Here is a 21,938-nt window from a genome sequence, read left to right as displayed (position 1 = left end):
AAGCTGGGGCTAAAATGTTGGTGGAAGCGTAGAGATTCGAACTCTAGAACCCTTTCGGATCGCCGGTTTTCAAGACCGGTGCCTTCAACCACTCGGCCACGCTTCCAACGAGGCGAACTATAAACATCCCCATACTTCATGTAAAGCACGATTTTGTTCGTTCGCCTGATTAATCACCAATTCGGTATTGTTTGGGCAAAACTTCAACAATTTGATTGGTTTAATAGCAGATTTTACAGCAACTTTATCGTTGGTGCTGCCGCCAGCATCAGTGTTTTTTGATGTACATATCCCTAGTAAAGTACTGACCGAGATTGTTTGGCGCGTATCCGCCAACAAAAGGTTTCACTAATTGGGCTAAAACATAATGGTAGACCGGAATGGCTGGTACATCTTTCGCCAGCAGGTCTTCGGCTTGTTGGTAGAACTTGCCGCGATCTGCAACATTATCTGCCTTAGCCGCATTATTCAGCGCCTCATCGTAAGCCGCATTACTATACTTTGAGTTATTCTCGCTATTACCGGTACGGAAGGTATTTAGGAAGGTGGAGGCATCGTCGTAATCAGCAACCCACGCATATCGCACGACGTCAAAAGTCCCGTTGTGCATGGTATCAAGCATAGTTTTCCATTCCTGATTTTGCAGCTTCGCTTCAACACCCAGATTTTTGCTCCACATCGAGCTGACCGCAATGGCTATACGCTTATGGTTTTCAGAGGTGTTGTAGAGCAAATTAAAGCTCAATGGATGAGAAGCATTGAATCCCGCCTCTTCAAGCAGTTTTTTGGCTTCGGCAACGCGTTTCTCATGGGTCCAGCTTGCGTACTCAGGGGACTTTATCTCCACACCGCCAATTTTCTTCTGGCTAACCACCCATGCTGGGATTTGCCCCTGTCCTAATACTCTTTCGGCAATAATGTCTTTATCGAGCGCCATGTTCAGTGCCCGACGTACACGCGGATCATTGAAAGGCGCTTTGATGGTGTTGAACTCGTAATAGTATGTCGCCAGTTTCGGCGTAACGTGAACCTGGTCAGGAATGGATTTTTTTAAAGAGTCGAACTGTGTTTGCGACAAAGTATAAACAATGTCTATCTCTCCCGCTTTATAGCGATTGATATCCGCAGTTTCAGATGCGATCGGCAAATAAGTCACTTTATTGATGACTGTGTGGCCGTCGTCCCAGTACTGCTTGTTACGCAAGCCAATAACTTTCTCGTTCACCACCCATTGTGAAAGTGTATATGCACCGCTACTAACGAAATTACCCGGCTGCGTCCATTTATCACCAAATTTCTCAACTACCGTTTTATCGATTGCTACTAAAGACGGGTGCGCCAGCATGGCGAGGAAAGCAGCCGTCGGTTGTGTCAAAGTAATTTGTAGCGTGTTGGCATCGAGCGCTTTAACACCGAGCGTATCAGGAGCTTGTTTTCCAAGTGCTATATCCGCAGCATTCGCGATATGCATACCACCGAGATAGCTGGCATATGGGGAGGCTGTTTTGGGGTCAGCCAGGCGTTGCCAGCTCCAGACTACATCTTCGGCAGTAATCGGCTCACCGTTGGACCATTTAAGGCCTGGGCGAAGATGGAACGTCCAGACGGTGTTATCTTTCTCTTCCCATTTTTCAGCAAGCCTTGGTTCAATCGAACCATCGTTACGCACGACCACCAGCCCATCAAAGAAGTCACTAATAAGATTGAACTCAACATCACTTTCGACTTTATGAGGATCAAGCGAGGCTGGCTCGCTGCCGTTGTTACGAACTAATTCCTGTTTTGCGGCCAACTCTGTTCCTGCTGGCACATTGGCAGCCCAGGCTCCAGAAATTGCACAAGCAACGCCAATAGCGACAAACGATCTGATAATTGTGATGTGGTTATTTGCTTTCATTAAACACGCCTTATTTGAGTTATTAACGACGGTACGGTTAACACTCTTAGCATCCGAGATGATTAAAGCAATAATTTTCAGCCACATATAAGTGAGTTTTATGACAGATATCGAATCTGTGAATTAAATCAGAGCAAGGTAAAGATGGGTAAAAGGGCTTCCTTGCAATAAAGGAGGCTATTATTCTCAGTCACCATATACACCTGTAATAAGAGAGAGTTTCTGAATGGATCGCATAATTACTTCCTCGCGTGACCGTTCGTCACTGCTAAGTACCCACAAGGTACTGCGTAACACCTATTTCTTGCTCAGCCTGACGCTGGCGTTCTCTGCGATTACCGCAACCGCAAGCACCGTGTTGATGCTGCCATCTCCAGGTCTGATTCTGACGCTGGTTGGTATGTATGGTCTGATGTTTTTAACTTACCGCCTGGCTGATAAACCGACGGGTATCCTTGCTGCCTTCGCATTCACCGGGTTCCTGGGGTATATCCTCGGCCCAATGCTTAACTCCTACATCTCTGCCGGTATGGGTGATGTGATTGGTATGGCATTAGGTGGCACGGCGCTGGTGTTCTTTAGCTGCTCCGCTTATGTGCTGACCACCAAAAAAGACATGTCCTTCCTCGGCGGTATGCTGATGGCAGGCGTAGTCGTGGTGTTGGTGGGTATGGTTGCGAACATCTTCCTGCAGCTGCCTGCTCTGCACCTGGCAATCAGCGCGGTATTTATTCTGATCTCTTCTGGCGCGATTTTGTTTGAGACCAGCAATATCATCCGCGGCGGTGAAACTAACTACATCCGCGCAACGGTGAGCTTGTACGTTTCTCTGTACAACATCTTTATCAGCCTGTTGAGCATCCTGGGCTTCGCAAGCCGCGACTAATCGCTGCTTGTTCCCCATCCAAAGCCTCGCTATCGCGGGGCTTTGTTTTTTCTGACACGCTAAAATTTGCTACACTGCCGCCAGTTTGTCTGGAGCAAAGAATAATTATGTTGATGTTTGAAGGCCGAGAAATAGAAACAGATGCCGATGGTTATCTGAAAAATAGCCAGGAGTGGAGTGAACCGCTTGCCGAAGCTATTGCCGCCAATGAAGGTATTACCCTTGCAGTTGAACACTGGGAAGTAGTGAGATTCGTGCGCGAGTTTTACCTCGAATTTAATACCTCCCCGGCGATTCGCATGTTGGTTAAAGCGATGGCTAACAAATTTGGCGAAGAGAAAGGCAATAGCCGCTATCTATACCGTTTGTTCCCAAAAGGGCCGGCTAAGCAGGCAACCAAAATTGCAGGCCTGCCAAAGCCGGTGAAGTGCATTTAGTAGCGAATACTGAAATCGGTCCATTGGCGATCGGGTTGATGCGGCTCAGTCAGCACTTTATCGACCCGAGCGCTGCGTGGCCCTCCCGCTTTTAGCCACGCGATAAGTTTATCAACCTGCTGCTCTTCGCCGCAGGCTAATACCTCAACGCTACCATCATCCATATTACGGGCATAACCGGTTAACCCCAGTTTTAACCCTTCACGCTGGGTGCTGTAGCGGAACCCAACCCCCTGAACCAGGCCGTGGACCCAGGCAAGTGTGCATACTGTGGCCATAACTTCCTCCGTTTCGGGTTCTTGCGTTGCATTTAGCCGGTCTAACCCGGAAAATGGCGCCAAATTCTTAGCAAGAAAGCATAGCAAATTATGAGTGTACGTTTAGTGTTAACCAAAGGGCGCGAAAAATCGTTATTGCGCCGTCATCCGTGGGTGTTTTCTGGTGCTGTTGCACGCATGGAAGGCAAAGCCAATCTCGGTGAAACAATTGATGTTGTGGATAGCAATGGCAAATGGCTGGCACGCGCCGCTTATTCGCCATCTTCGCAAATCCGTGCGCGCGTCTGGACTTTCGATGCGAATGAAAGCATCGACATCGATTTCTTCACTCGTCGTTTGCAGCAGGCACAGGTGTGGCGTGAATGGCTCGCGGCTCGTGACGGGCTGGATAGTTATCGTCTGATTGCTGGCGAGTCTGATGGTTTGCCAGGCGTGACGATTGACCGCTTCGGCAACTTCCTTGTGCTGCAATTACTTTCCGCTGGCGCTGAATATCAACGCCCTGCGCTGGTTGCTGCTTTGCAAAATCTCTATCCAGAATGCGCTATTTACGATCGTTCCGATGTTGCGGTTCGTAAGAAAGAAGGAATGGAACTGACGCAAGGCCCCATCAGCGGTGAACTGCCACCTGATTTGTTGCCAATCGAAGAACACGGCATGAAGTTGCTGGTCGATATTAAAGGCGGCCATAAAACGGGTTACTACCTTGACCAGCGCGACAGCCGCTTTTCAACTCGCCAGTATGTGAAAGATAAGCGCGTGCTGAACTGCTTCTCTTACACCGGCGGTTTTGCGGTTTCCGCATTAATGGGTGGCTGCAGCCAGGTTGTCAGTGTTGATACATCTCAGGATGCATTAGATGTTGCGAAGCAAAACGTTGAGCTAAACAAACTCGACCTGAGCAAAGCTGATTTCGTGCGTGATGATGTATTCAAACTGCTGCGCAAATACCGCGATCAGGGTGAGAAGTTCGACGTTATCATTATGGACCCACCAAAATTCGTCGAGAATAAGAACCAACTGATGGGTGCCTGCCGTGGCTACAAAGATATCAATATGCTGGCAATTCAGCTGTTGAATCCGGGTGGCATTCTGATGACGTTCTCATGTTCTGGTTTAATGACGACAGATTTATTCCAGAAAATCATCGCTGATGCCGCCGTAGATGCCGGGCGTGATGTACAATTTATAGAGCAGTTCCGCCAGGCCGCAGATCACCCTGTGATCGCCACCTACCCGGAAGGGCTGTATCTGAAAGGGTTTGCCTGTCGCATCATGTAACTTGAATTACAAAAACTTGCCCGCACATTAATGGCAGGTAATGTTTCTCAGGAGGTGACTATGATTGCCAGCAAATTCGGCATAGGCCAGCAAGTACGACACTCTTTGTTGGGTTATCTGGGGGTAGTGGTCGATATCGACCCGGAATACTCTCTGGATGAGCCGGCAGAAGATGAACTGGCCGACAACGATGCCCTCCGTAGTGCACCCTGGTATCATGTAGTGATGGAAGATGATGATGGCCAGGCTGTGCACACCTATCTTGCTGAAGCCCAGTTAAGTGGGGAGTCACAAGACGAGCATCCCGAACAACCGTCGATGGATGAATTGGCGGCTTCGATACGGCAACAGCTTCAGGCACCTCGCCTGCGTAATTAGCAAAAACCCCGCAATTGCGGTAACACCGTTAGTTTAAGAATGAGATATCCGGGGGCGACCACCGGGTTTGGTGTCCCTCCGGGAACCAAATCCCGGCGTTTCCCCTAATTCATTAGCTTAAATGAATGGTGTTACGCAATCGCGGGGTTTTTATTATTTAGCCAGACCTAGTCTTGGTATTTCAATCGCCGGACATTTATCCATCACCACGTTTAAACCGGCATCTTGCGCAAGGACAGCAGCTTGCTCATTAATCACGCCTAACTGCATCCATAACGTTTTGGCGCCAATGGCTATCGCTTCGCGTGCCACTTCCCATGCTGCTTCCGAATTTCTGAACACGTCGACCATATCAACTTTCTTAGGTATTTCTGCAAGTGAGCCATAACCCTGCTGCCCTAACAGGGTTTTACCCGCCACTTTTGGGGACACCGGGATCACTTCATATCCTTGATCGAGCAAATACGCCATCACCCGATAGCTTGGGCGATCTGGCTTATCACTGGCACCGACCAGCGCAATGGTTCGGGTATCTTTTAGAATAGTTTCGATATCAGCCTGTTTCATCACTCTCTCCGCTGGGACTCTGTAATCAAAAGTGTATGTCATCCGTTACTGACTCACCATCTTTCCCATACGCTGGTAGTAGAGCAATTATTGAGAATATGTCTATATGTTAATGAACCGTCCATATGAAAAACTTTGAAACATTCAGTAAGGGATGGTCCTATTTACCCTCAGGCAGGAGAAATTGATGAGAACCGTGTTCTTAATCGCACTATGCTGGATCCTTCTTTTGCCTGGTGAATCGAGGGCGACAACCCTGCGTCTGTCCACAGAGATCGACTTGCTGGTACTGGATGGGAAAAAAGTTTCCAGTTCTTTGCTAAGAGGTGCTGATAGCATTGAGTTGGACAACGGTCCGCATCAGCTAGTATTTCGTGTAGAAAAAAATATCAGAACCAACACGCGAGAACAGCGCCTTTATATTTCCCCACCTTTAGTGGTGAGTTTCGATACCAAAGAAGTCAGCCAGGTAAATTTCAATATCCCACGGATTGAAAATGATAAAGACAGCGATGAATTTGACCTGGCACCTCATCTTCAGTTGCTCGATGGTGACGCTGGAGTCATCCCATCGAAAGTAGATATTTTGCCGGTTAAAAACGCATCACAGGGAATCGACTACGAGCGGGATACTCAGGTCTACAACAAATCGGGGAAAACGGCGGCGGTAAAAGGATTCGCCACTATGATGGCAGACGACAGCGAACTACTCTCGAAAACATCTGAACTCGACGCTCCGCCTCGTCAATCCGATACGTTAATCGAGCAGCGCCTCAGATATTGGTTTCTACAAGCAGATAAACCTACCCGCGACCGTTTCTTGCAATGGGCAAAAGATAATCCAACGCAATAATTGACTTCCAAATCACGCATTTTTGACACCCTTCTCTTGCAGCATCAGTGGCTTCCAGTAAGCTGTAGCCAATATAAATCAATCAGGATTAACCAATGGAATTAACGACCCGCACCCTGGGGGAAAAAAAACATATTGCGCTGGTTGCGCATGACCACTGTAAAGATGCCTTATTGAAATGGGTTGAGCGCCATAAAGTTAATCTTTCACATCACGTATTGTACGCGACCGGCACCACCGGAAATCTCATCCAGCGTGGCAGCGGTCTTGATGTCAACGCTATGCTTAGCGGCCCGATGGGTGGCGATCAGCAAGTCGGTGCTTTGATTTCCGAAGGGAAAATTGATGTGCTGATTTTCTTCTGGGACCCGCTTAATGCAGTTCCACACGATCCTGACGTTAAAGCATTGCTACGTCTGGCAACTGTGTGGAACATACCTGTTGCAACTAACTTATCAACCGCCGATTTTATTATTCAGTCACCGGGTTTTAATCAGGCAGTTGAAATTTTAATCCCCGATTACGCACGTTATCTGGCAGAACGACTGAAGTAATTACGGTCGGTTTGCTGCGGGCACGCCAAGATGTTTCAGGATATCGACAAAACTGGACGGTTCCTGTTTGTTGAATAAAAGCCAGACTCGATGACGGGCCCGCGTCATCGCCACATACAATAATCGCCTTTCTTCAGCATCAGGATAATCTTCCGGCTGCGGCAATAATGCCTTTTCCATTACCGATTCTCGTGCTACAGCCGGGAAACCATCTTTACCCTGCTGTAAGCCCAACACCACAACGTAGTCAGCCTGCTGCCCTTTACTGGCATGAATAGTCATAAAATCAATGGCGAGCTTTGGCCAGCGTGTTACTGCCTTTTCCAGAATCGCCGGACGTAAATGATGGTAACGGGCCAGAACCAGAATGCGCTGCTGCGGGTTCACATATCCGCTCATCTTATCCAGCAGTGCTTCGAGCTGGTCATCAGCCAATAACGTGACGGATTTTTTATCGCCTTTAGACAGACTATTTAATGGTTTAGCCAACTGATGCGGATTTTGCTGTACGAACAGATTCGCTATTTCACCTATACGATCGTTGAAGCGATAAGTGGTATCTAACGCACACTGGTCTGCATCGCCAAAATGGTGGGCAAAAGCGGTGGTCAGCGACATTTCTGCGCCACTGAATCGATAAATTGCCTGCCAGTCATCACCCACCGCATATAGCGAAGTATGCGAGTTTTGTTTTCTGAGTGCCGCCAGCAGTGCTGCACGCTGCGGTGAGATGTCCTGAAATTCATCCACTAAAATATGCTTCCACGGGCTAATAAACCGCCCCTTTTCCAGCACATTAATTGCCTGATGAATTAAGCCCGAAAAATCGACTGCTTCTTCAGCTTTCAGCGCAGTTTTCCAACTTTTCAGTAACGGGGCCATTAGCTTGACGCGTTTGGCAAAGAGATCGCGGATATCCTCAGGCGCTGCAGCAATCATTTCCGCCTGCGAACCACCATGCATACGCAATAACCCCAACCAGCGATCTAACCGGCTTGCCAGACGTTTAGCTAAACGTTCATCTTTCCAGTATTCACCTTCCGGCACTTCCCATTGCAGCTCGTCTCGCAACCACTCACGCCAGCCTTTTGCCTGCGCTTTTTTCTCACGACACTGCTGTTGCCAGCTTTCAATTAGCAATTGGTGGCGTGCCGTAGTATCGGATTCCAGCTCGCTAACACGCGGCACTTTTTTGCTTCCTTGCTGAATAATATGCAATGCAAGAGCATGAAACGTACGTGCAGAGATAGCATCGGTATTCAAGCGTTCAGCAATCCGCTGATCCATCTCCTGCGCAGCTTTGCGCCCAAATGCCAGCAGCAGGATTTGTTCTTCACTGGCTTCGCCGCGTTGTAATAGCCAACCGGCACGTGCAACAAGAACGGAGGTTTTGCCACTCCCCGCCCCCGCGAGCACTAATAGCGAATCTTCGCCATTGACGACGGCACGAGCCTGAGAAGGATTCAGAGGAGAACTTTCTATGTGCTGGAAAAAGTCAGCATACTTTTCCAGCATGTGATTGGTAAAAGCGGTATTGCGTTGATGGCGGCGCGTATCACCTTGTTCAAGCCAGGCTCTACAATGAAACCAAAGTTCGCGGCAATTTTCGAATTCATCAAGCCGTGCTAATGGCAGCGGTAGTGCTGAAAACGCAGCGCGAACATTTTGCTGTAACGCCTGCATATCACTGCGTTTGAACCATTTCTCTTGCTGAACCCTGCGTGTTATTTCGGCATATTGCTGTTGTAGCACCTGAGCTGCCACTTCGCTCATTTCAGTGCTCCAGTTCTGCCACAGTTCGTTCAGGTGATGATAAAAGTGCTGCGTTTCACTCCATTCCGTACCATGCAAACGCACGACTTTATCATCGGGCAAGACAAATTCCAGCTCGCCCCAAACCAGACCACGCTTGCAATTAATTGCGATTAACTGATTGAATGGAATAAGGTATTCATGACGATCGCCCTTTACCTCTACACCCGCAGTCAGTAATCTCACCCGATTGTAGGGATGTTGTGCTAAATGTTTGCCAAGGGAGGTCGCTTTCAATTCCATTACGCTTTGCCTGATCCAAAAAATGGTTGTGGTTAAGTTTACCCGCCGAAGGAATGACGCTCCAGAGTAAAAACGCGTTACAATTGCTGTGGTTATTCATTTATCTACATTCATACCAACAAAGAGTGATTATGCGTACAGTCCTTAATGTATTGAACTTTGTACTGGGTGGTTTTCTCACCACTCTCTCTTGGTTGCTGGCCACTCTCGTCAGTATCATTTTTATTTTCACTCTCCCGCTGACTCGTTCCTGCTGGGAGATAACTAAACTCTCGTTCGTTCCGTACGGCAACGAAGCTGTTCATGTTGATGAGCTCAACCCGCAGGGTAAAAGCACCATCCTGAACACCGGCGGCACGCTGCTAAATATTCTCTGGCTAGTATTTTTCGGCTGGTGGCTATGTGTGCTGCACATTTGTACCGGGATTGCACAGTGCATCACTATTATCGGTATTCCTGTAGGAATCGCTAACTTCAAGATAGCAGCGATTGCACTTTGGCCAGTGGGTCGCCGTGTCGTTTCTGTAGAAACTGCACAGGCTGCACGTGAAGCTAATGCACGACGTCGTTTCCAGTAAATTTGACAAGAATAGTGAGTATTAATGCTTAGCCCAATTCTGCGCCGCTATACCTGGAACAGCACCTGGCTCTATAACTTACGTATTTTCATTGCGCTTACGGGCACCGCTGCCTTCCCATGGTGGTTGGGCGAGGTCAAGCTCACTATTCCGTTAACGCTTGGCGTTGTTGCCGCAGCTCTTGCAGATTTAGATGACCGTCTCACCGGGCGTATACGTAATCTTCTGATTACTTTGGTTAGTTTCTTCATCGCTTCCGCATCGGTGGAGTTGTTATATCCATGGCCTGTACTGTTTGGTATTGGGCTAATGGTTTCCACCAGCGGGTTTATTCTTCTGGGAGGATTAGGTCAGCGTTACGCCACTATCGCTTTTGGGGCGCTGCTTATCGCCATCTATACCATGCTCGGCATTTCTTTGTACGATCACTGGTATCAACAACCTATTTTGCTGTTGGCAGGTGCCATCTGGTACAACTTACTGACACTTGCTGGGCATCTTATATTCCCGATTCGACCGCTTCAGGATAACCTGGCACGCTGTTATGAAAGCCTCGCGCGTTATCTCGAAGTCAAAGCAACCCTATTTGACCCCGATATCGAAGAAGAAAGCCAGGCACCAATGCTTGAACTTGCGATGGCGAATAGCCAGCTTGTGACAATGTTGAATCAAACCAAAGGCTCGTTGCTGACGCGCTTACGAGGAGATCGTGGGCAGCGAGGCACTCGGCGGACTCTGCACTACTATTTTGTCGCTCAGGATATTCATGAGCGCGCCAGCTCTTCCCACATCCAGTACCAGGCACTGCGCGATAAGTTTCGCTACAGCGACATCATGTTTCGCTTTCAACGCCTGTTAACCATGCAATCTCAGGCCTGCTTGCAGCTTTCACGCTCCGTTTTATTACGCGTGAAATATCAACATGACCCACGGTTCGAGCGAGCGTTTACCCATCTTGACGCCGCCATTGAGAGATTAAAAACGGATCAGTCTCTGGCCAGTGAATTAAAAGCACTTGGCTTCCTGGTGAGTAATTTGCGCGCCATTGATGCTCAGTTAGCAACTATTGAATCTGAACAAGCCCTCGCCGCGCCGCACAGCGATATTGAAAACCGACTGTTGGATGATCGCTTAACTGGCTTTGGTGATATCTGGCAGCGATTAAAACGCAATTTAACTCCAGAATCAGCGTTATTCCGCCATGCGGTGCGCATGTCCGTTGTACTGTGCGTCGGCTATGCATTTATTCAATTCACCGGGTTAAAACATGGCTACTGGATACTATTGACCAGCCTTTTTGTTTGCCAGCCTAACTACAGCGCCACTCGCCGACGCCTGGCTTTACGTATTATTGGCACTTTGGTAGGCGTGGCTGTCGGGCTTCCGGTATTGTTCTTTGTGCCATCAATTGAAGGACAGCTTGTTTTAATTGTGATTACCGGCGTGCTGTTCTTTGCTTTTCGCAACGTACAATATGCGCACGCCACCATGTTTATCACCTTGCTAGTGTTGCTCTGTTTCAACCTGTTGGGCGAAGGGTTTGAAGTCGCAATGCCACGTATCTTCGATACCTTATTAGGATGTGCCATAGCCTGGGCCGCAGTCAGTTTCATCTGGCCTGACTGGCGTTTTCGCAGATTGCCATTAGTGGTGGAGCGTGCATTTAACGCTAACTGCCGTTATCTGGATGCGATTCTTGAGCAATATCACCAGGGTCGTGACAATAGGCTTGAGTACCGTATTGCACGCCGGGATGCACATAACAAAGATGCTGAACTGGCTTCTGTTGTGTCGAATATGTCGTCTGAACCGCGTGTTTCACCGGAGATGCGGGAAACAGCATTTCGACTATTGTGCCTGAATCATACCTTCAACAGCTATATTTCAGCGTTAGGTGCACATCGTGAAAGACTGACCAACGAGGATATTTTGCTCCTGCTTGATGATGCTGTGTGCTACGTCGACGATGCACTTCATCACCTGCCAGCAGATGAAGAACGAGTACAAAAAGCACTTCAGGGACTATCTGAACGTATAACCACACTTGAACCGCAACCAGACTCCAAAGAGCCACTGGTGCTTCAGCAGGTTGGTCTGCTGGTTGCGCTATTACCTGAGATATCGCGCCTTCAACAACTTGTGTCGCAACAACACGATTAACGCCTTTGGCGTTTCTCGTAATGATGCCCCCACTCGACCAACTCCTGGCGCGTTGCCGCCGGGAGTGCAGCCTCATGAATTCCGCAAATAGCACCAGCTAATGCCAGCAATACCTGTACGCCAAGCCCTTTCTTAATGCCTCTAAGCTTTATCCAGGAGCGCTTTGCGCCGTAGGCATGAAGGGTACGTACATCGGCAATACCGACTTCCCACAACATCATTTCCAGACTGTGCGTTAAATTGGGTAAATCTTTAAGCCTTTGCTGAGCACGCTGCCGGGATTTTTGGCGCCGGGCACTGAATAGAGCATCCATTGACAGTTGCACTAGCTTTTCCCGATCGCTCCACAACCCCTCATCAACGAGGTAATAATTTAGTTCGATAGTACGTCCGCGTTTATTGTAGAGCAGAGGCTGCGAGGCTCGTTTAACAAAATAGACTTCCGTTTGTTCACATGCTCGCAGGTAGAGCTCCCCTTCTGAAACCATGGCAAACACAACATTTTCTACCGTCAGGCTATATCCACCAAATAGCGATCGACAGCCTATTTCCCCTAGTGGTGATAAGTATTCTTTGGACTGATGAATCCTTGCATATGATTTATTTTTCATGAATATATCCCTAAATATCATGTATTAACGCATCATCACAGTTTATTACCGCTTCCTGTAGTACGAAAATAAGTAACCTAATCACTCACCGCAATCACATTCTCACTTTCCGTCGAATTACATGATGAAATTGCGAGACACTTTCCGAAATTTAGATTGATCTTTATCCAAACAGGTATTACTGTATATCCATACAGTAACCCATCAGGCGGGATTAACTATGCATTCACATAACGTTCGAACTCAGGTTGCCACTGTTACAAATGCTGTGCCTTCTGTGGCCCAGTCATCAGCGGGTAACAAAATTAAAGGGTTGATCAGTGAAGTGATCTACAGCGAAGATCAGCCATGGGTTACACAGCTGGTTTTATTGCCACTGCTTCAACAACTGGGGCAACAGTCACGCTGGCAGCTGTGGCTAACACCACAGCAGAAATTAAGTCGTCAGTGGGTACAATCAGCAGGTCTTCCGCTGGCAAAAGTTATGCAAGTGAGCCAGTTAGATCCACTTTTCACAGTAGATGCTATGGTAAAAGCATTGCAGACAGGAAATTACAGTGTTGTTATCGGTTGGTTACCTGAAGAATTGACGGATGAAGAGCATTTGCAACTGTCATCTGCCGCCGAAATAGGGAATGCGATCGGCTTCATTATGCGTCCAACCCGTATCTCGGAAACAGGGTGTCGACCACGAAGTGAGCTAAAAATTCATTCTAGTTTGTATCATTAAGTAAATTTAAGAGAATTCCTGGAACTTTTTATGAACTCTTGACAATCCATTGTGAATTATCAAGAATCCGCGTCCCAAGCCGCTCCAGGCGGCCTTCCAGCAAATCTTTAGAGTGTGAATTACGCGCAAAAATGTTAGAAAATGTTTATACAAGTCGTTTTTTTTCATATGCCTGACGGACTTCACACTTGTAAGTTTTAAACTACGTTGTAGACTTTAGCTCGCCAGGGTTGCTCTTCATAACACCGATTGATCGGTAGAGTAACAAGTGAGCATAAACTCGGGCGAAGGATTTAACCCTGGGCTTTAGAGCGATTTTAAAGCTCATGGCCTTTTTGGATGATAATGAGGCGCAAAAAATGAAAAAGACAGCTATCGCGATTGCAGTGGCACTGGCTGGCTTCGCTACCGTAGCGCAGGCCGCACCGAAAGATAACACCTGGTATGCAGGTGGTAAGTTGGGTTGGTCCCAATTCCACGACACCGGTTTCTCTAACCAGAACGGCTATGATAGCGGCATCGGTAATGGCCCTACTCATGAAAGCCAACTGGGTGCTGGTGCGTTCGGTGGTTACCAGGTTAACCCGTACGTTGGTTTTGAAATGGGTTATGACTGGTTAGGTCGTATGCCATATAAAGGCAGCGTAGAAAACGGTGCTTTCAAAGCGCAAGGCGTTCAACTGACCGCTAAACTGGGCTACCCAATCACTGACGATCTGGACATCTACACTCGTCTGGGTGGTATGGTATGGCGTGCAGATTCTACAGCTATGAATGCTGCTGGTAACCGTGTAAGCGATCACGACACTGGCGTATCTCCGCTGGCTGCTGGTGGTATCGAGTGGGCTGTTACCCGCGATATCGCTACCCGTCTGGAATACCAGTGGACTAACAACATTGGTGACGCTGCTACCGTTGGTACTCGTCCAGACAACGGCTTGTTGAGCCTGGGTGTTTCTTACCGTTTCGGTCAGGGCGAAGTTGCAGCTCCAGTAGTAGCTCCAGCTCCAGCTCCAGCTCCAGAAGTACAGACCAAGCACTTCACTCTGAAGTCTGATGTTCTGTTTAACTTCAACAAAGCAACTCTGAAACCAGAAGGTCAGCAGGCACTGGATCAGCTGTATACTCAGCTGAGCAACCTCGACCCGAAAGATGGTTCTGTTGTAGTTCTGGGCTTCACCGACCGTATCGGTTCCGATCAATACAACAACAAACTGTCTGAAAAACGTGCACAGTCAGTTGTTGATTACCTGATCTCTAAAGGTATCCCAGCTAACAAGATCTCCCCACGCGGTATGGGCGAATCTAACCCAGTTACTGGCAACACCTGTGATAACGTAGCTCCTAAAGCTAAACTGATTGATTGCCTGGCTCCAGATCGTCGCGTAGAGATCGAAGTTAAAGGTATCAAAGACGTTGTAACTCAGCCTGCGGCATAAGTTACCGTTATAAAAAAACCCCGCTAAGGCGGGGTTTTTTGTTTTTATTCTTTGGTGGATACCCAGAACCCAAAAATAGAACTCTGGGTCAATACAACCGCCCCTCTACTCTTTGCCTAGCAAAGCCTGGAGATCCTGTTTGAGCGATGACATCTGATTGGCGTATTGCTCTTTACGCTCAGCATCTTCAATCAATTGCACAATAGTTTCTGAGAGAGTGCATCCTCGTCGATGAGCAAGCCCTGCTAACCGCTGCCAAACCAAATATTCAAGGTCGATGGACTTCTTACGGGTATGTTGATGCTCGGCATTAAAGTGCCTTTTACGCCGCGCACGGATAGTTTGCTTCATACGATTATGAAGCTCTGGATTCATATGTTTCTCAATCCAACTCAACACAAGCACAGGTTCATTTTCGAAGCGTAACAGTTCATCAACGGCTTCTTTCGCCGCACTAGCTTCGATGTAACGTGTAATTAATTCGCCTTCGCGGTGTTTTTTGACCAGATACTTCCACTTCCAGCCGCTCTCGAGATTTTCCAACTGTTGATATTTCATTGCGATCTCAGTGTGACCGTGTAACTCATTTCAGAATAACAGTTTTTTTTATTTTCGCTTACCTGAAAAATGAAAGCTGTGAGCTAAGTAAACTTGCCGCTCCGCATAAACCGTGTGCTGCCTTCCCTATTCTTGTATAATCGCGCCTTTGACATCTAATTAATAAATAGCGACTTTGACGACTAATCGACTTGAATGGCGTGCTCTTGTACCTGATACCGAAAGCTATCAGGAAATTTTCGCACAGCCTTATGATTCCGAAACTGCCCCTTTCTCCGCTGTGCAACCCCGTCTGTCTTACGGACTGGTGCAGCTCAGCCAACCGGTAGCCTCGGCCGATCTGATGCTGGTAAAAGCCGCTGAAGAAGCCGAATACCTTAATCTTATTACCGAAGCAGCACGCGAGTGCTGGTCGCATGACAACGCTCTGACGGGCGGTCATTATCTGGTAGAAGGCAGTCACGTAACGTTACGCCCGGCCGAGTCCGCAGAAGACAATTTTGCAGGGCTGTCTGAGGTTGTCGCTGCCGACTGGATTGAAGCGGACCAGCTGTTTGGCTGCGTGCGCCAGTTTGCAGGCGAAATTACTCTGACTCCAGGCCTGGTTCACCGTGCAAACGGTGGCATTCTGGTGCTGTCATTGCGCAGTGTGCTCGCACAACCGCTATTGTGGTTACGCCTAAAGCAAATGGTCATTCAGGGTCGCTTCGACTGGATTTCACCTGACGAAACGCGTCCTCTGCCAATTAATATTCCTTCATTACCATTGAGCCTGAAACTGATTCTGGTAGGCGAGCGCGAATCGCTGGCAGACTTCCAGGATATGGAACCTGAACTGGCTACTTCGGCGATTTATAGTGAATTTGAAGAAAATCTGCAGATCGCCTCTGCTGATGATATGGCGTTATGGTGCCAGTGGATTTACGCGGTAGCCAAATCAAAATCTCTGCCTGCCCCTGCAACTGATGCATGGCAAGTGTTAATCCGTGAAGCCGTGCGTTATACCGGCGACCAGGAAACACTGCCGCTATGCCCATCGTGGATTAGCCGTCAGTTGCGCGAAGTTGCCGCCTTTACTGAAGAAAAAAGTTTCGGTGCTGACGAACTAACGCAAATGCTGGCACAACGTGAGTGGCGTGAAGGTTATCTTGCTGAACGTATGCAAGATGAAATTCTGCTTGAGCAGATCCTCATCGAAACTGAAGGTGAAATGGTCGGCCAGATCAATGCCCTGTCGGTGATTGAGTTCCCAGGGCATCCACGTGCATTTGGTGAACCTTCTCGTATCAGCTGTGTGGTGCATGTCGGTGATGGTGAGTTTACTGACGTTGAACGCAAAGCGGAGCTGGGCGGCAATATTCATGCGAAAGGCATGATGATCATGCAGGCATTTTTAATGTCTGAATTGCAACTTGACCAGCAAATCCCCTTCTCTGCATCTCTGACTTTTGAACAGTCTTATAGTGAAGTGGATGGCGACAGCGCCTCAATGGCCGAACTTTGCGCATTAATCAGCGCACTGGCAAATGTACCTATTTATCAGCATATTGCGGTGACAGGTTCCGTAGACCAGTTTGGTCGAGTGCAACCCGTTGGCGGTCTGAATGAGAAGATCGAAGGTTTCTTCCGAATTTGCCAACAACGCGAGTTTACCGGCAAACAAGGCGTGATTATCCCGGTTGCCAACGTGCGTCACCTTTGCCTGCACCAGGACGTTCTGGATGCTGTAGAACAAGGGCAATTCACCATTTGGGCCATCGATGATGTCACTGATGCACTACCCTTATTAACAAATCTGCCCTGGGATGGCGAAGGGCAAAATACGCTCATGCGTGCGGTACAAGAGCGAATCGCTCAGGCATCCGCGCAAGATATTCGGCACCGCTATCCATGGCCACTGCGTTGGCTCAATTGGTTCAATCAAAACTGATCGGACTTGTTGAGCGTACACGTGTTAGCTAACATGCGTGCTTCATTACAATAAGGCTTACTGTAAACATGGTAGATAAACGCGAATCCTATACAAAAGAAGATCTTCTTGCCTCTGGTCGTGGCGAACTGTTTGGTGCTGAAGGCCCACGTTTGCCTGCGCCATCCATGCTGATGATGGACCGCGTCGTCAAGATGACCGAAGACGGTGGTAACTTCGATAAAGGTTACGTTGAAGCAGAATTAGATATTAATCCTGACCTGTGGTTCTTCGGTTGCCACTTTATCGGCGATCCAGTAATGCCTGGTTGCCTGGGTCTGGATGCGATGTGGCAGCTGGTAGGTTTTTACCTCGGCTGGTTAGGCGGTGAAGGTAAAGGCCGTGCACTGGGCGTGGGTGAAGTTAAACTCGCGGGTCAGATCCTGCCGACAGCGAAAAAAGTCAGCTACCGTATTCACTTCAAACGCGTTATCAATCGCCGCCTGATTATGGGCCTGGCAGATGGTGAAGTGTTGGTTGATGGCCGTGTAATTTACACCGCCACCGATCTGAAAGTGGGTCTTTTCAAAGACACCACCGCTTTCTAAGCCTGATTTTATACCCAAAATAATTCGAGTGGCATCGAGGCGGCAAGAGAGCAAGTCCCGATGAGCTTACATAAGTAAGTGATTATTCGGCCCATCCATGCGCCTCACCCCTTCGGGGCGCTGGTAACAGCGTTCAAATCTGCTCCAGGCAGATTTGTCGGGCGCGTGAACGAGCCAACAAAGATGCAGCTCGAAGTATGAAGGGTATAAACGCGAAACCTCCGCTATGCGGAGGTTTCTTTTTCTAAAGAGACAGTGATTACGCGGTAACCGCCCTGTCTTCCATGGCTTCTCGCCAGCCTCCCATCCAGTACGACCTTTGATTCAGTGTCTGATAGGGACACATCTCTTTGGAGCGTCCGACGATACCTGCTTGATAACCACGTTGATGAGCCCGTTCCAGGCGATCTCGTTTTTGTCTCTTCATGCCTCGTTTCCCTCATTTCTATATAATCTGGTGGAAAGAAAACAGTGGCCACAAAACGTGCAACCACATATAAGCAATAACTCCTAAAGCCTCTATCGTCAATGCGCAAAATTCACGCCAATGTCATAAATGTGAGCTACAAGAGTTTTGTTTTGCACAAAAAGTGTGAGAACGCATGGGTAACAAATTAATGCCAAAAGAAAAGCTGCGTTCCGCTTTGTAGGCGAATGACGCAGCTTTTTTGTGCTACTGAGATGATTAGTTAAAGCGAGTCAGCTCACCAGCGATACTTTTCGCTTCTTGCTGCCAGGCCTGAGCTAAGGTTTTCACCATGGCATCATAACCATCAGCTTCTTGCTTCAGCTCAACGTGGAACGGACGTTTAATCAATTGCCCCTGATGTTTGAGCAACCACTCGCCACTTACAATCACTTTCCCGTCATAACGACCGTGAAAACCGGTCACGTTAACATTCAGAGTATCCTGATCGTTGCCTAGTGGTTGTGATGCCACAACCCAACCAGGTAACGCGCTACTCAGATTGCTGACAAGAGTATTTCGCAATTGCTGATCCAACGGACTTGCCCACAAATTGCTGGAGGCAATGACGTACTGCACCTCACTGGTCTGATAAACCACGCCATTGCCAGCGAGGTAATCAGGAACCGCAACCTGCTCTACCCACAATAAATGGGTTCCAGGCTGGCTCACGGCCTGCATAGCAGGTGCGGAGCTTTGAGGTAGCTGATAATAGGTCTTTCCATTATCGCTGCTGCTACAGGCCGTTAGAGCCAATGCAGCAAAGAGTGGGAACCATTTTTTCATTCTTTCGCCCTCTTCGGCTGGGGATCTTTTTTATCCTTCGCTTCAAAGACCAGCGAATTGCTCTTATCGTTCAACGTGCGCAGTACAGGCTGCAATTCACGCAGAACCTGATCAAGACGCTGCATATCGGCCACCATCTTGTTGTAGGCCGCAGAACCCGGCTGGAAGCCCTGCATACTGCGATTAAGTTCACGCAGCGTTGACTGCATATCTTCAGGCAAAGATTGCATCGACTTATTCGCGGTAATCTTATTAAGATTATCGAGCGTCTGCTGCAAGCGCTTCATGGTTCGCTGACTTTCCGCAAGCGAATTGGTGGTTTGTTCAATCATCGGATTGAGCGGCAAGTTGTTAATCTTATCCAGTGTCTCCAGCAAGCGTTGTTGGATTTGCGCCAGTCCACCACTCATCGTTGGGATTATCGGGTAACCCGCAAATGTCGGTAACTCGGTTACCGGCGGCGCTTTAGGATTGAAATCCAGGTCGATAAACAGTGCCCCGGTAACAATGCTGCCCGTTTTCATAGACGCTCGTAAACCACGTTTAATCAACGCTGTCATGTTGTCCTGGATATGGACATCATCACCGACAAGATTTTGCAAACGCTCAGGTTCAAGACGGATCAGAACCGGAATACGGAAGTCATCATTGATCTTCTGGCGCATCCCATCGGTAAAGAATGGCACCTTAGCCACGGTTCCCAATCGAATGCCGCGGAACTCAACTGGTGCTCCTGGCTGCAGACCACGCACTGAATCTTTAAAGAACATCAGGTAGTCAATGTGATCGGTATACAGAGAATCCTGAATGCTTTTCTGATCGTCGAAGAGATTGAACTCGCTACCCGGTTTCGCAGGTTTACCAAGCTCCCAGCCTTCTGGTACGTCAAAACTAACACCGCCGCTAAACAGCGTGGTAAGAGACCCCATCTCTACGCGCATACCTTGTGAAGACATATCAACGGCAATGCCGCTGTCTTTCCAGAAGCGTACGTTACTGGTCACCAGGCGATCGTTTGGCGCACTGATGAATAGCTGATAACTGATGCTACGTTTCGCCGCATCAAAGGTACTGGTTTCTACTGAACCAACTCTATAGCCACGGAACAGCACCGGGTCACCTGGAGAAAGCTGCCCTGCTTTATTACTGTCGAGGGTAATGCGGATACCTTTAGCATCAGGTGGTGCCAATGGAGGAGCATCCAGCAAATCATATTTAGCGGATTGCGACCCCTTATTGCCCGGTTGCAGTTCGATATATGCACCAGAGAGCAGAGTACCAAGCCCGGAAATACCTTCACGCCCGACTTGCGGCTTAACGACCCAAAATACTGTGTCATTATGCAGAAGTTTTTCCATGCCCGAATTCAGCCGGGCTGTAATTTCGACATGAAGCAAATCGTCTGACAGCACCGCGCTTTCAACCACGCCCACATTGACACTGCGGCTTTTAATCATGGTTTTCCCACCTTCGATGCCTTCGGCATTAGTGGTAATCAACGTGACTTCAGGCCCTTGATGGCTGTAGTGATAAAATAAGATCCACGCGCCGATTAGCACGGTTACGATAGGGAAAATCCATACCGGGGACCAATTTTTCACCTTTGCTACTTTTGCTTCCCCGCTTTTATTTTCCATGCTCAGACGACTCCTCATGAGTTGAATCCGGTGCGCGATCCCAGGACAAGCGAGGGTCAAAGGTCATCGCCGCAAACATTGTCAAAATCACTACTAATGCAAACATCACGGCTCCGATCGCCGGGTAGATACTCATCAATCCTCCCATACGCACCAGGGCCGATAATACCGCTATAACGAACACATCGATCATTGACCAACGCCCGACAAATTCGACCACCTCGTAGATCAAATGCATTCTTTCACTATCACGCTGACCGTGGCCTTTAGCATCCCAGCACAACCAGGCAATCGCTAACATTTTCAGTGTCGGAACCAAAATACTGGCGATGAAAATAACTCCAGCAACCGGATAAGAGCCTTCGCTCCACAACAAAATAACCCCGGCAATAATCGTCGACGGGATTTTGCTGCCCAATACTTCGGTTATCATAATGGGCAATATATTTGCGGGTAGGTAAAGCATAATTGAAGTCAGCAACAGAGCGAGTGTCCATTGCAAGCTATGACGGCGACGAACGTACCCTTTGGTTTCGCAGCGGGGACAAATTTCCTGATCCTCTGGCACGATTGCTGTGCAGCATGAACAAGAACGCAGCCCCTGGCGAAGGCCTGATACACCGACTTTAAGCGGTACCGAAATCGCCGGCTCAGGCGCAATATCATCCCAAAGCCAGCGCCGGTCCACACACTGGAAAGCCCGCAGTTGCAACACACAGAACAGGCACCACGGAATAAAACTGCTCCCGACACCAATATCGCCGTAAGCCATTAATTTGACGAAACTCACCAAGACGCCAGCAAGAAAAATTTCAGCCATACCCCAGGACTTTAGCTGGAATAGGATTCGTGCCAGGCGCTTTTTAAGAGTTAGTGGTAATGCCACCTGGTTAACTAATAACAAAATCGTGATTAAACAGAACGTAGGCACCGCCTGCACAAAGACCATAAAGAAAGTGCCGAGGCTTGCGTAGTCTTCGTTGAACATGACGCCAGGAATTTCAAGCAGCGAAACTTCACTGCTGAGTCCTGCTACTTTCATGTTGATGAAGGGAAATAGGTTGGCGAGCAGCAACATAAACAGAGCTGCCAGCGCATAAGCTGTAGGACGTTGACGTGGTGAGGACCACTGAGTGAGAAGTGTTGTACCGCAACGTGGACAGACGGCCTTATGGCCGTCCTCCAATACCGGTAGCGCAACCAGTAAGTCACATTGTGAGCATAATATGTGTGAACGATGATGATGCGTGGCACACATATCGTGTCTCCT

Annotated in this window: 22 protein-coding genes and 1 tRNA gene; 12 read left to right on the top strand and 11 right to left on the bottom strand. The window is 48.4% G+C overall.

Features of this window, described 5'->3' with window-relative positions; translation table 11 throughout:
- Nucleotides 1-18 precede the first annotated feature (18 nt).
- A tRNA-Ser gene (locus tag LVQ76_RS21390) sits at nt 19-106 on the bottom strand.
- A 162-nt stretch (nt 107-268) separates the two neighbouring features.
- Nucleotides 269-1,897 carry an ABC transporter substrate-binding protein gene (locus tag LVQ76_RS21385; RefSeq protein ID WP_232922433.1) on the bottom strand — a complete coding sequence of 543 codons (1,629 nt, stop codon included), beginning with the start codon at nt 1,895-1,897 and terminating at the stop codon, nt 269-271.
- A gap of 226 nt (nt 1,898-2,123) precedes the next feature.
- Here LVQ76_RS21385 and yccA point away from each other — a divergent pair, with 226 nt between their 5' ends.
- Complete coding sequence (yccA, locus tag LVQ76_RS21380; RefSeq protein WP_034456301.1) at nt 2,124-2,783, top strand: FtsH protease modulator YccA; 660 nt, start codon at nt 2,124-2,126, stop codon at nt 2,781-2,783.
- A 107-nt stretch (nt 2,784-2,890) separates the two neighbouring features.
- A complete protein-coding gene (tusE, locus tag LVQ76_RS21375) occupies nt 2,891-3,220 on the top strand; it encodes a sulfurtransferase TusE (protein WP_064517637.1) in 330 nt (109 codons plus the stop codon).
- Here the strand turns inward: tusE and yccX are convergent.
- Nucleotides 3,217-3,498, bottom strand: a complete 282-nt coding sequence (yccX, locus tag LVQ76_RS21370) for an acylphosphatase (protein ID WP_232864980.1) — start codon at nt 3,496-3,498, stop codon at nt 3,217-3,219. The genes tusE and yccX overlap by 4 nt on opposite strands.
- 90 nt (nt 3,499-3,588) lie before the next feature.
- Here yccX and rlmI point away from each other — a divergent pair, with 90 nt between their 5' ends.
- Nucleotides 3,589-4,779, top strand: a complete 1,191-nt coding sequence (rlmI, locus tag LVQ76_RS21365) for a 23S rRNA (cytosine(1962)-C(5))-methyltransferase RlmI (RefSeq protein ID WP_232922432.1) — start codon at nt 3,589-3,591, stop codon at nt 4,777-4,779.
- A 60-nt stretch (nt 4,780-4,839) separates the two neighbouring features.
- On the top strand, nt 4,840-5,157 hold the full coding sequence (gene hspQ, locus LVQ76_RS21360; RefSeq protein ID WP_034456306.1) for a heat shock protein HspQ: 318 nt from the start codon (nt 4,840-4,842) through the stop codon (nt 5,155-5,157).
- Nucleotides 5,158-5,310: 153 nt separating this feature from the next.
- Here the strand turns inward: hspQ and LVQ76_RS21355 are convergent, their stop codons facing one another.
- Complete coding sequence (locus LVQ76_RS21355; protein ID WP_064517615.1) at nt 5,311-5,724, bottom strand: CoA-binding protein; 414 nt, start codon at nt 5,722-5,724, stop codon at nt 5,311-5,313.
- A gap of 187 nt (nt 5,725-5,911) precedes the next feature.
- On the opposite strand from LVQ76_RS21355, the gene csgI reads away from it, so the two are divergent.
- Both csgI and mgsA read left to right on the top strand, forming a co-directional pair.
- Complete coding sequence (gene csgI / locus LVQ76_RS21350) at nt 5,912-6,577, top strand: curli synthesis inhibitor (protein WP_232864982.1); 666 nt, start codon at nt 5,912-5,914, stop codon at nt 6,575-6,577.
- A gap of 95 nt (nt 6,578-6,672) precedes the next feature.
- A complete protein-coding gene (gene mgsA / locus LVQ76_RS21345; RefSeq protein WP_064517611.1) occupies nt 6,673-7,131 on the top strand; it encodes a methylglyoxal synthase in 459 nt (152 codons plus the stop codon).
- Here mgsA and helD read toward each other — a convergent pair whose 3' ends face one another.
- Complete coding sequence (helD, locus tag LVQ76_RS21340) at nt 7,132-9,186, bottom strand: DNA helicase IV (protein WP_232922431.1); 2,055 nt, start codon at nt 9,184-9,186, stop codon at nt 7,132-7,134. It abuts the gene before it with no gap.
- A 131-nt stretch (nt 9,187-9,317) separates the two neighbouring features.
- On the opposite strand from helD, the gene LVQ76_RS21335 reads away from it, so the two are divergent.
- Complete coding sequence (locus LVQ76_RS21335) at nt 9,318-9,764, top strand: YccF domain-containing protein (RefSeq protein ID WP_232905454.1); 447 nt, start codon at nt 9,318-9,320, stop codon at nt 9,762-9,764.
- Nucleotides 9,765-9,788: 24 nt separating this feature from the next.
- Nucleotides 9,789-11,924 (top strand): YccS family putative transporter, encoded by a 2,136-nt coding sequence (yccS, locus tag LVQ76_RS21330; protein ID WP_232864984.1) that lies wholly within the window; start codon nt 9,789-9,791, stop codon nt 11,922-11,924.
- On the opposite strand, the gene LVQ76_RS21325 is transcribed toward yccS, so the two are convergent.
- Nucleotides 11,921-12,535, bottom strand: a complete 615-nt coding sequence (locus tag LVQ76_RS21325) for a TfoX/Sxy family DNA transformation protein (RefSeq protein WP_232905455.1) — start codon at nt 12,533-12,535, stop codon at nt 11,921-11,923. The genes yccS and LVQ76_RS21325 overlap by 4 nt on opposite strands.
- Before the next feature lie 220 nt (nt 12,536-12,755).
- On the opposite strand from LVQ76_RS21325, the gene sulA reads away from it, so the two are divergent.
- The gene (gene sulA, locus LVQ76_RS21320) at nt 12,756-13,265 is read left to right on the top strand and encodes an SOS-induced cell division inhibitor SulA (RefSeq protein WP_232922430.1); all 510 of its coding nucleotides are present in this window, start codon (nt 12,756-12,758) and stop codon (nt 13,263-13,265) included.
- Between the two features lie 359 nt (nt 13,266-13,624).
- A complete protein-coding gene (gene ompA / locus LVQ76_RS21315) occupies nt 13,625-14,704 on the top strand; it encodes a porin OmpA (protein WP_232864986.1) in 1,080 nt (359 codons plus the stop codon).
- A 105-nt stretch (nt 14,705-14,809) separates the two neighbouring features.
- Here the strand turns inward: ompA and matP are convergent, their stop codons facing one another.
- Nucleotides 14,810-15,262 carry a macrodomain Ter protein MatP gene (matP, locus tag LVQ76_RS21310; RefSeq protein ID WP_151992685.1) on the bottom strand — a complete coding sequence of 151 codons (453 nt, stop codon included), beginning with the start codon at nt 15,260-15,262 and terminating at the stop codon, nt 14,810-14,812.
- Between the two features lie 175 nt (nt 15,263-15,437).
- Between matP and LVQ76_RS21305 the strand changes: the two genes are divergently transcribed.
- The gene (locus LVQ76_RS21305; protein ID WP_232864987.1) at nt 15,438-17,192 is read left to right on the top strand and encodes an AAA family ATPase; all 1,755 of its coding nucleotides are present in this window, start codon (nt 15,438-15,440) and stop codon (nt 17,190-17,192) included.
- A 68-nt stretch (nt 17,193-17,260) separates the two neighbouring features.
- Nucleotides 17,261-17,779, top strand: coding sequence for a bifunctional 3-hydroxydecanoyl-ACP dehydratase/trans-2-decenoyl-ACP isomerase (fabA, locus tag LVQ76_RS21300; protein WP_034494356.1), 519 nt, complete (start codon nt 17,261-17,263; stop codon nt 17,777-17,779).
- 259 nt (nt 17,780-18,038) lie between these two features.
- On the opposite strand, the gene rmf is transcribed toward fabA, so the two are convergent.
- The 4 genes from rmf to pqiA all read right to left on the bottom strand — a co-directional run bounded on the left by rmf (nt 18,039) and on the right by pqiA (nt 21,926).
- Entirely contained in the window at nt 18,039-18,206 is a 168-nt protein-coding gene (gene rmf, locus LVQ76_RS21295) for a ribosome modulation factor (protein ID WP_034456319.1), read from the bottom strand.
- A gap of 258 nt (nt 18,207-18,464) precedes the next feature.
- Nucleotides 18,465-19,031, bottom strand: a complete 567-nt coding sequence (pqiC, locus tag LVQ76_RS21290) for a membrane integrity-associated transporter subunit PqiC (protein WP_232922429.1) — start codon at nt 19,029-19,031, stop codon at nt 18,465-18,467.
- Nucleotides 19,028-20,668, bottom strand: coding sequence for an intermembrane transport protein PqiB (gene pqiB, locus LVQ76_RS21285; RefSeq protein WP_232864988.1), 1,641 nt, complete (start codon nt 20,666-20,668; stop codon nt 19,028-19,030). The genes pqiC and pqiB overlap by 4 nt, the downstream gene beginning before the upstream one ends.
- Complete coding sequence (pqiA, locus tag LVQ76_RS21280; protein ID WP_232864989.1) at nt 20,658-21,926, bottom strand: membrane integrity-associated transporter subunit PqiA; 1,269 nt, start codon at nt 21,924-21,926, stop codon at nt 20,658-20,660. Before pqiA ends, pqiB begins: the two co-directional genes overlap by 11 nt.
- Nucleotides 21,927-21,938: the final 12 nt, after the last annotated feature.

It is taken from the genome of Buttiauxella cochleicola (assembly GCF_021283185.1).
Taxonomy (GTDB): domain Bacteria; phylum Pseudomonadota; class Gammaproteobacteria; order Enterobacterales; family Enterobacteriaceae; genus Buttiauxella; species Buttiauxella massiliensis.
This window is presented reverse-complemented; position numbering and strand designations above follow the sequence as displayed.

Excerpts from the sequence above, each read along its gene's own strand:
- LVQ76_RS21385 (WP_232922433.1), bottom strand. The coding sequence starts at position 1,897 with ATGAAAGCAAATAACCACATCACAATTATCAGATCGTTTGTCGCTATT.
- yccA (WP_034456301.1), top strand. The coding sequence starts at position 2,124 with ATGGATCGCATAATTACTTCCTCGCGTGACCGTTCGTCACTGCTAAGT.
- tusE (WP_064517637.1), top strand. The coding sequence starts at position 2,891 with ATGTTGATGTTTGAAGGCCGAGAAATAGAAACAGATGCCGATGGTTAT.
- yccX (WP_232864980.1), bottom strand. The coding sequence starts at position 3,498 with ATGGCCACAGTATGCACACTTGCCTGGGTCCACGGCCTGGTTCAGGGG.
- rlmI (WP_232922432.1), top strand. The coding sequence starts at position 3,589 with ATGAGTGTACGTTTAGTGTTAACCAAAGGGCGCGAAAAATCGTTATTG.
- hspQ (WP_034456306.1), top strand. The coding sequence starts at position 4,840 with ATGATTGCCAGCAAATTCGGCATAGGCCAGCAAGTACGACACTCTTTG.
- LVQ76_RS21355 (WP_064517615.1), bottom strand. The coding sequence starts at position 5,724 with ATGAAACAGGCTGATATCGAAACTATTCTAAAAGATACCCGAACCATT.
- csgI (WP_232864982.1), top strand. The coding sequence starts at position 5,912 with ATGAGAACCGTGTTCTTAATCGCACTATGCTGGATCCTTCTTTTGCCT.
- mgsA (WP_064517611.1), top strand. The coding sequence starts at position 6,673 with ATGGAATTAACGACCCGCACCCTGGGGGAAAAAAAACATATTGCGCTG.
- helD (WP_232922431.1), bottom strand. The coding sequence starts at position 9,186 with ATGGAATTGAAAGCGACCTCCCTTGGCAAACATTTAGCACAACATCCC.
- LVQ76_RS21335 (WP_232905454.1), top strand. The coding sequence starts at position 9,318 with ATGCGTACAGTCCTTAATGTATTGAACTTTGTACTGGGTGGTTTTCTC.
- yccS (WP_232864984.1), top strand. The coding sequence starts at position 9,789 with ATGCTTAGCCCAATTCTGCGCCGCTATACCTGGAACAGCACCTGGCTC.
- LVQ76_RS21325 (WP_232905455.1), bottom strand. The coding sequence starts at position 12,535 with ATGAAAAATAAATCATATGCAAGGATTCATCAGTCCAAAGAATACTTA.
- sulA (WP_232922430.1), top strand. The coding sequence starts at position 12,756 with ATGCATTCACATAACGTTCGAACTCAGGTTGCCACTGTTACAAATGCT.
- ompA (WP_232864986.1), top strand. The coding sequence starts at position 13,625 with ATGAAAAAGACAGCTATCGCGATTGCAGTGGCACTGGCTGGCTTCGCT.
- matP (WP_151992685.1), bottom strand. The coding sequence starts at position 15,262 with ATGAAATATCAACAGTTGGAAAATCTCGAGAGCGGCTGGAAGTGGAAG.
- fabA (WP_034494356.1), top strand. The coding sequence starts at position 17,261 with ATGGTAGATAAACGCGAATCCTATACAAAAGAAGATCTTCTTGCCTCT.
- rmf (WP_034456319.1), bottom strand. The coding sequence starts at position 18,206 with ATGAAGAGACAAAAACGAGATCGCCTGGAACGGGCTCATCAACGTGGT.
- pqiC (WP_232922429.1), bottom strand. The coding sequence starts at position 19,031 with ATGAAAAAATGGTTCCCACTCTTTGCTGCATTGGCTCTAACGGCCTGT.
- pqiB (WP_232864988.1), bottom strand. The coding sequence starts at position 20,668 with ATGGAAAATAAAAGCGGGGAAGCAAAAGTAGCAAAGGTGAAAAATTGG.
- pqiA (WP_232864989.1), bottom strand. The coding sequence starts at position 21,926 with ATGTGTGCCACGCATCATCATCGTTCACACATATTATGCTCACAATGT.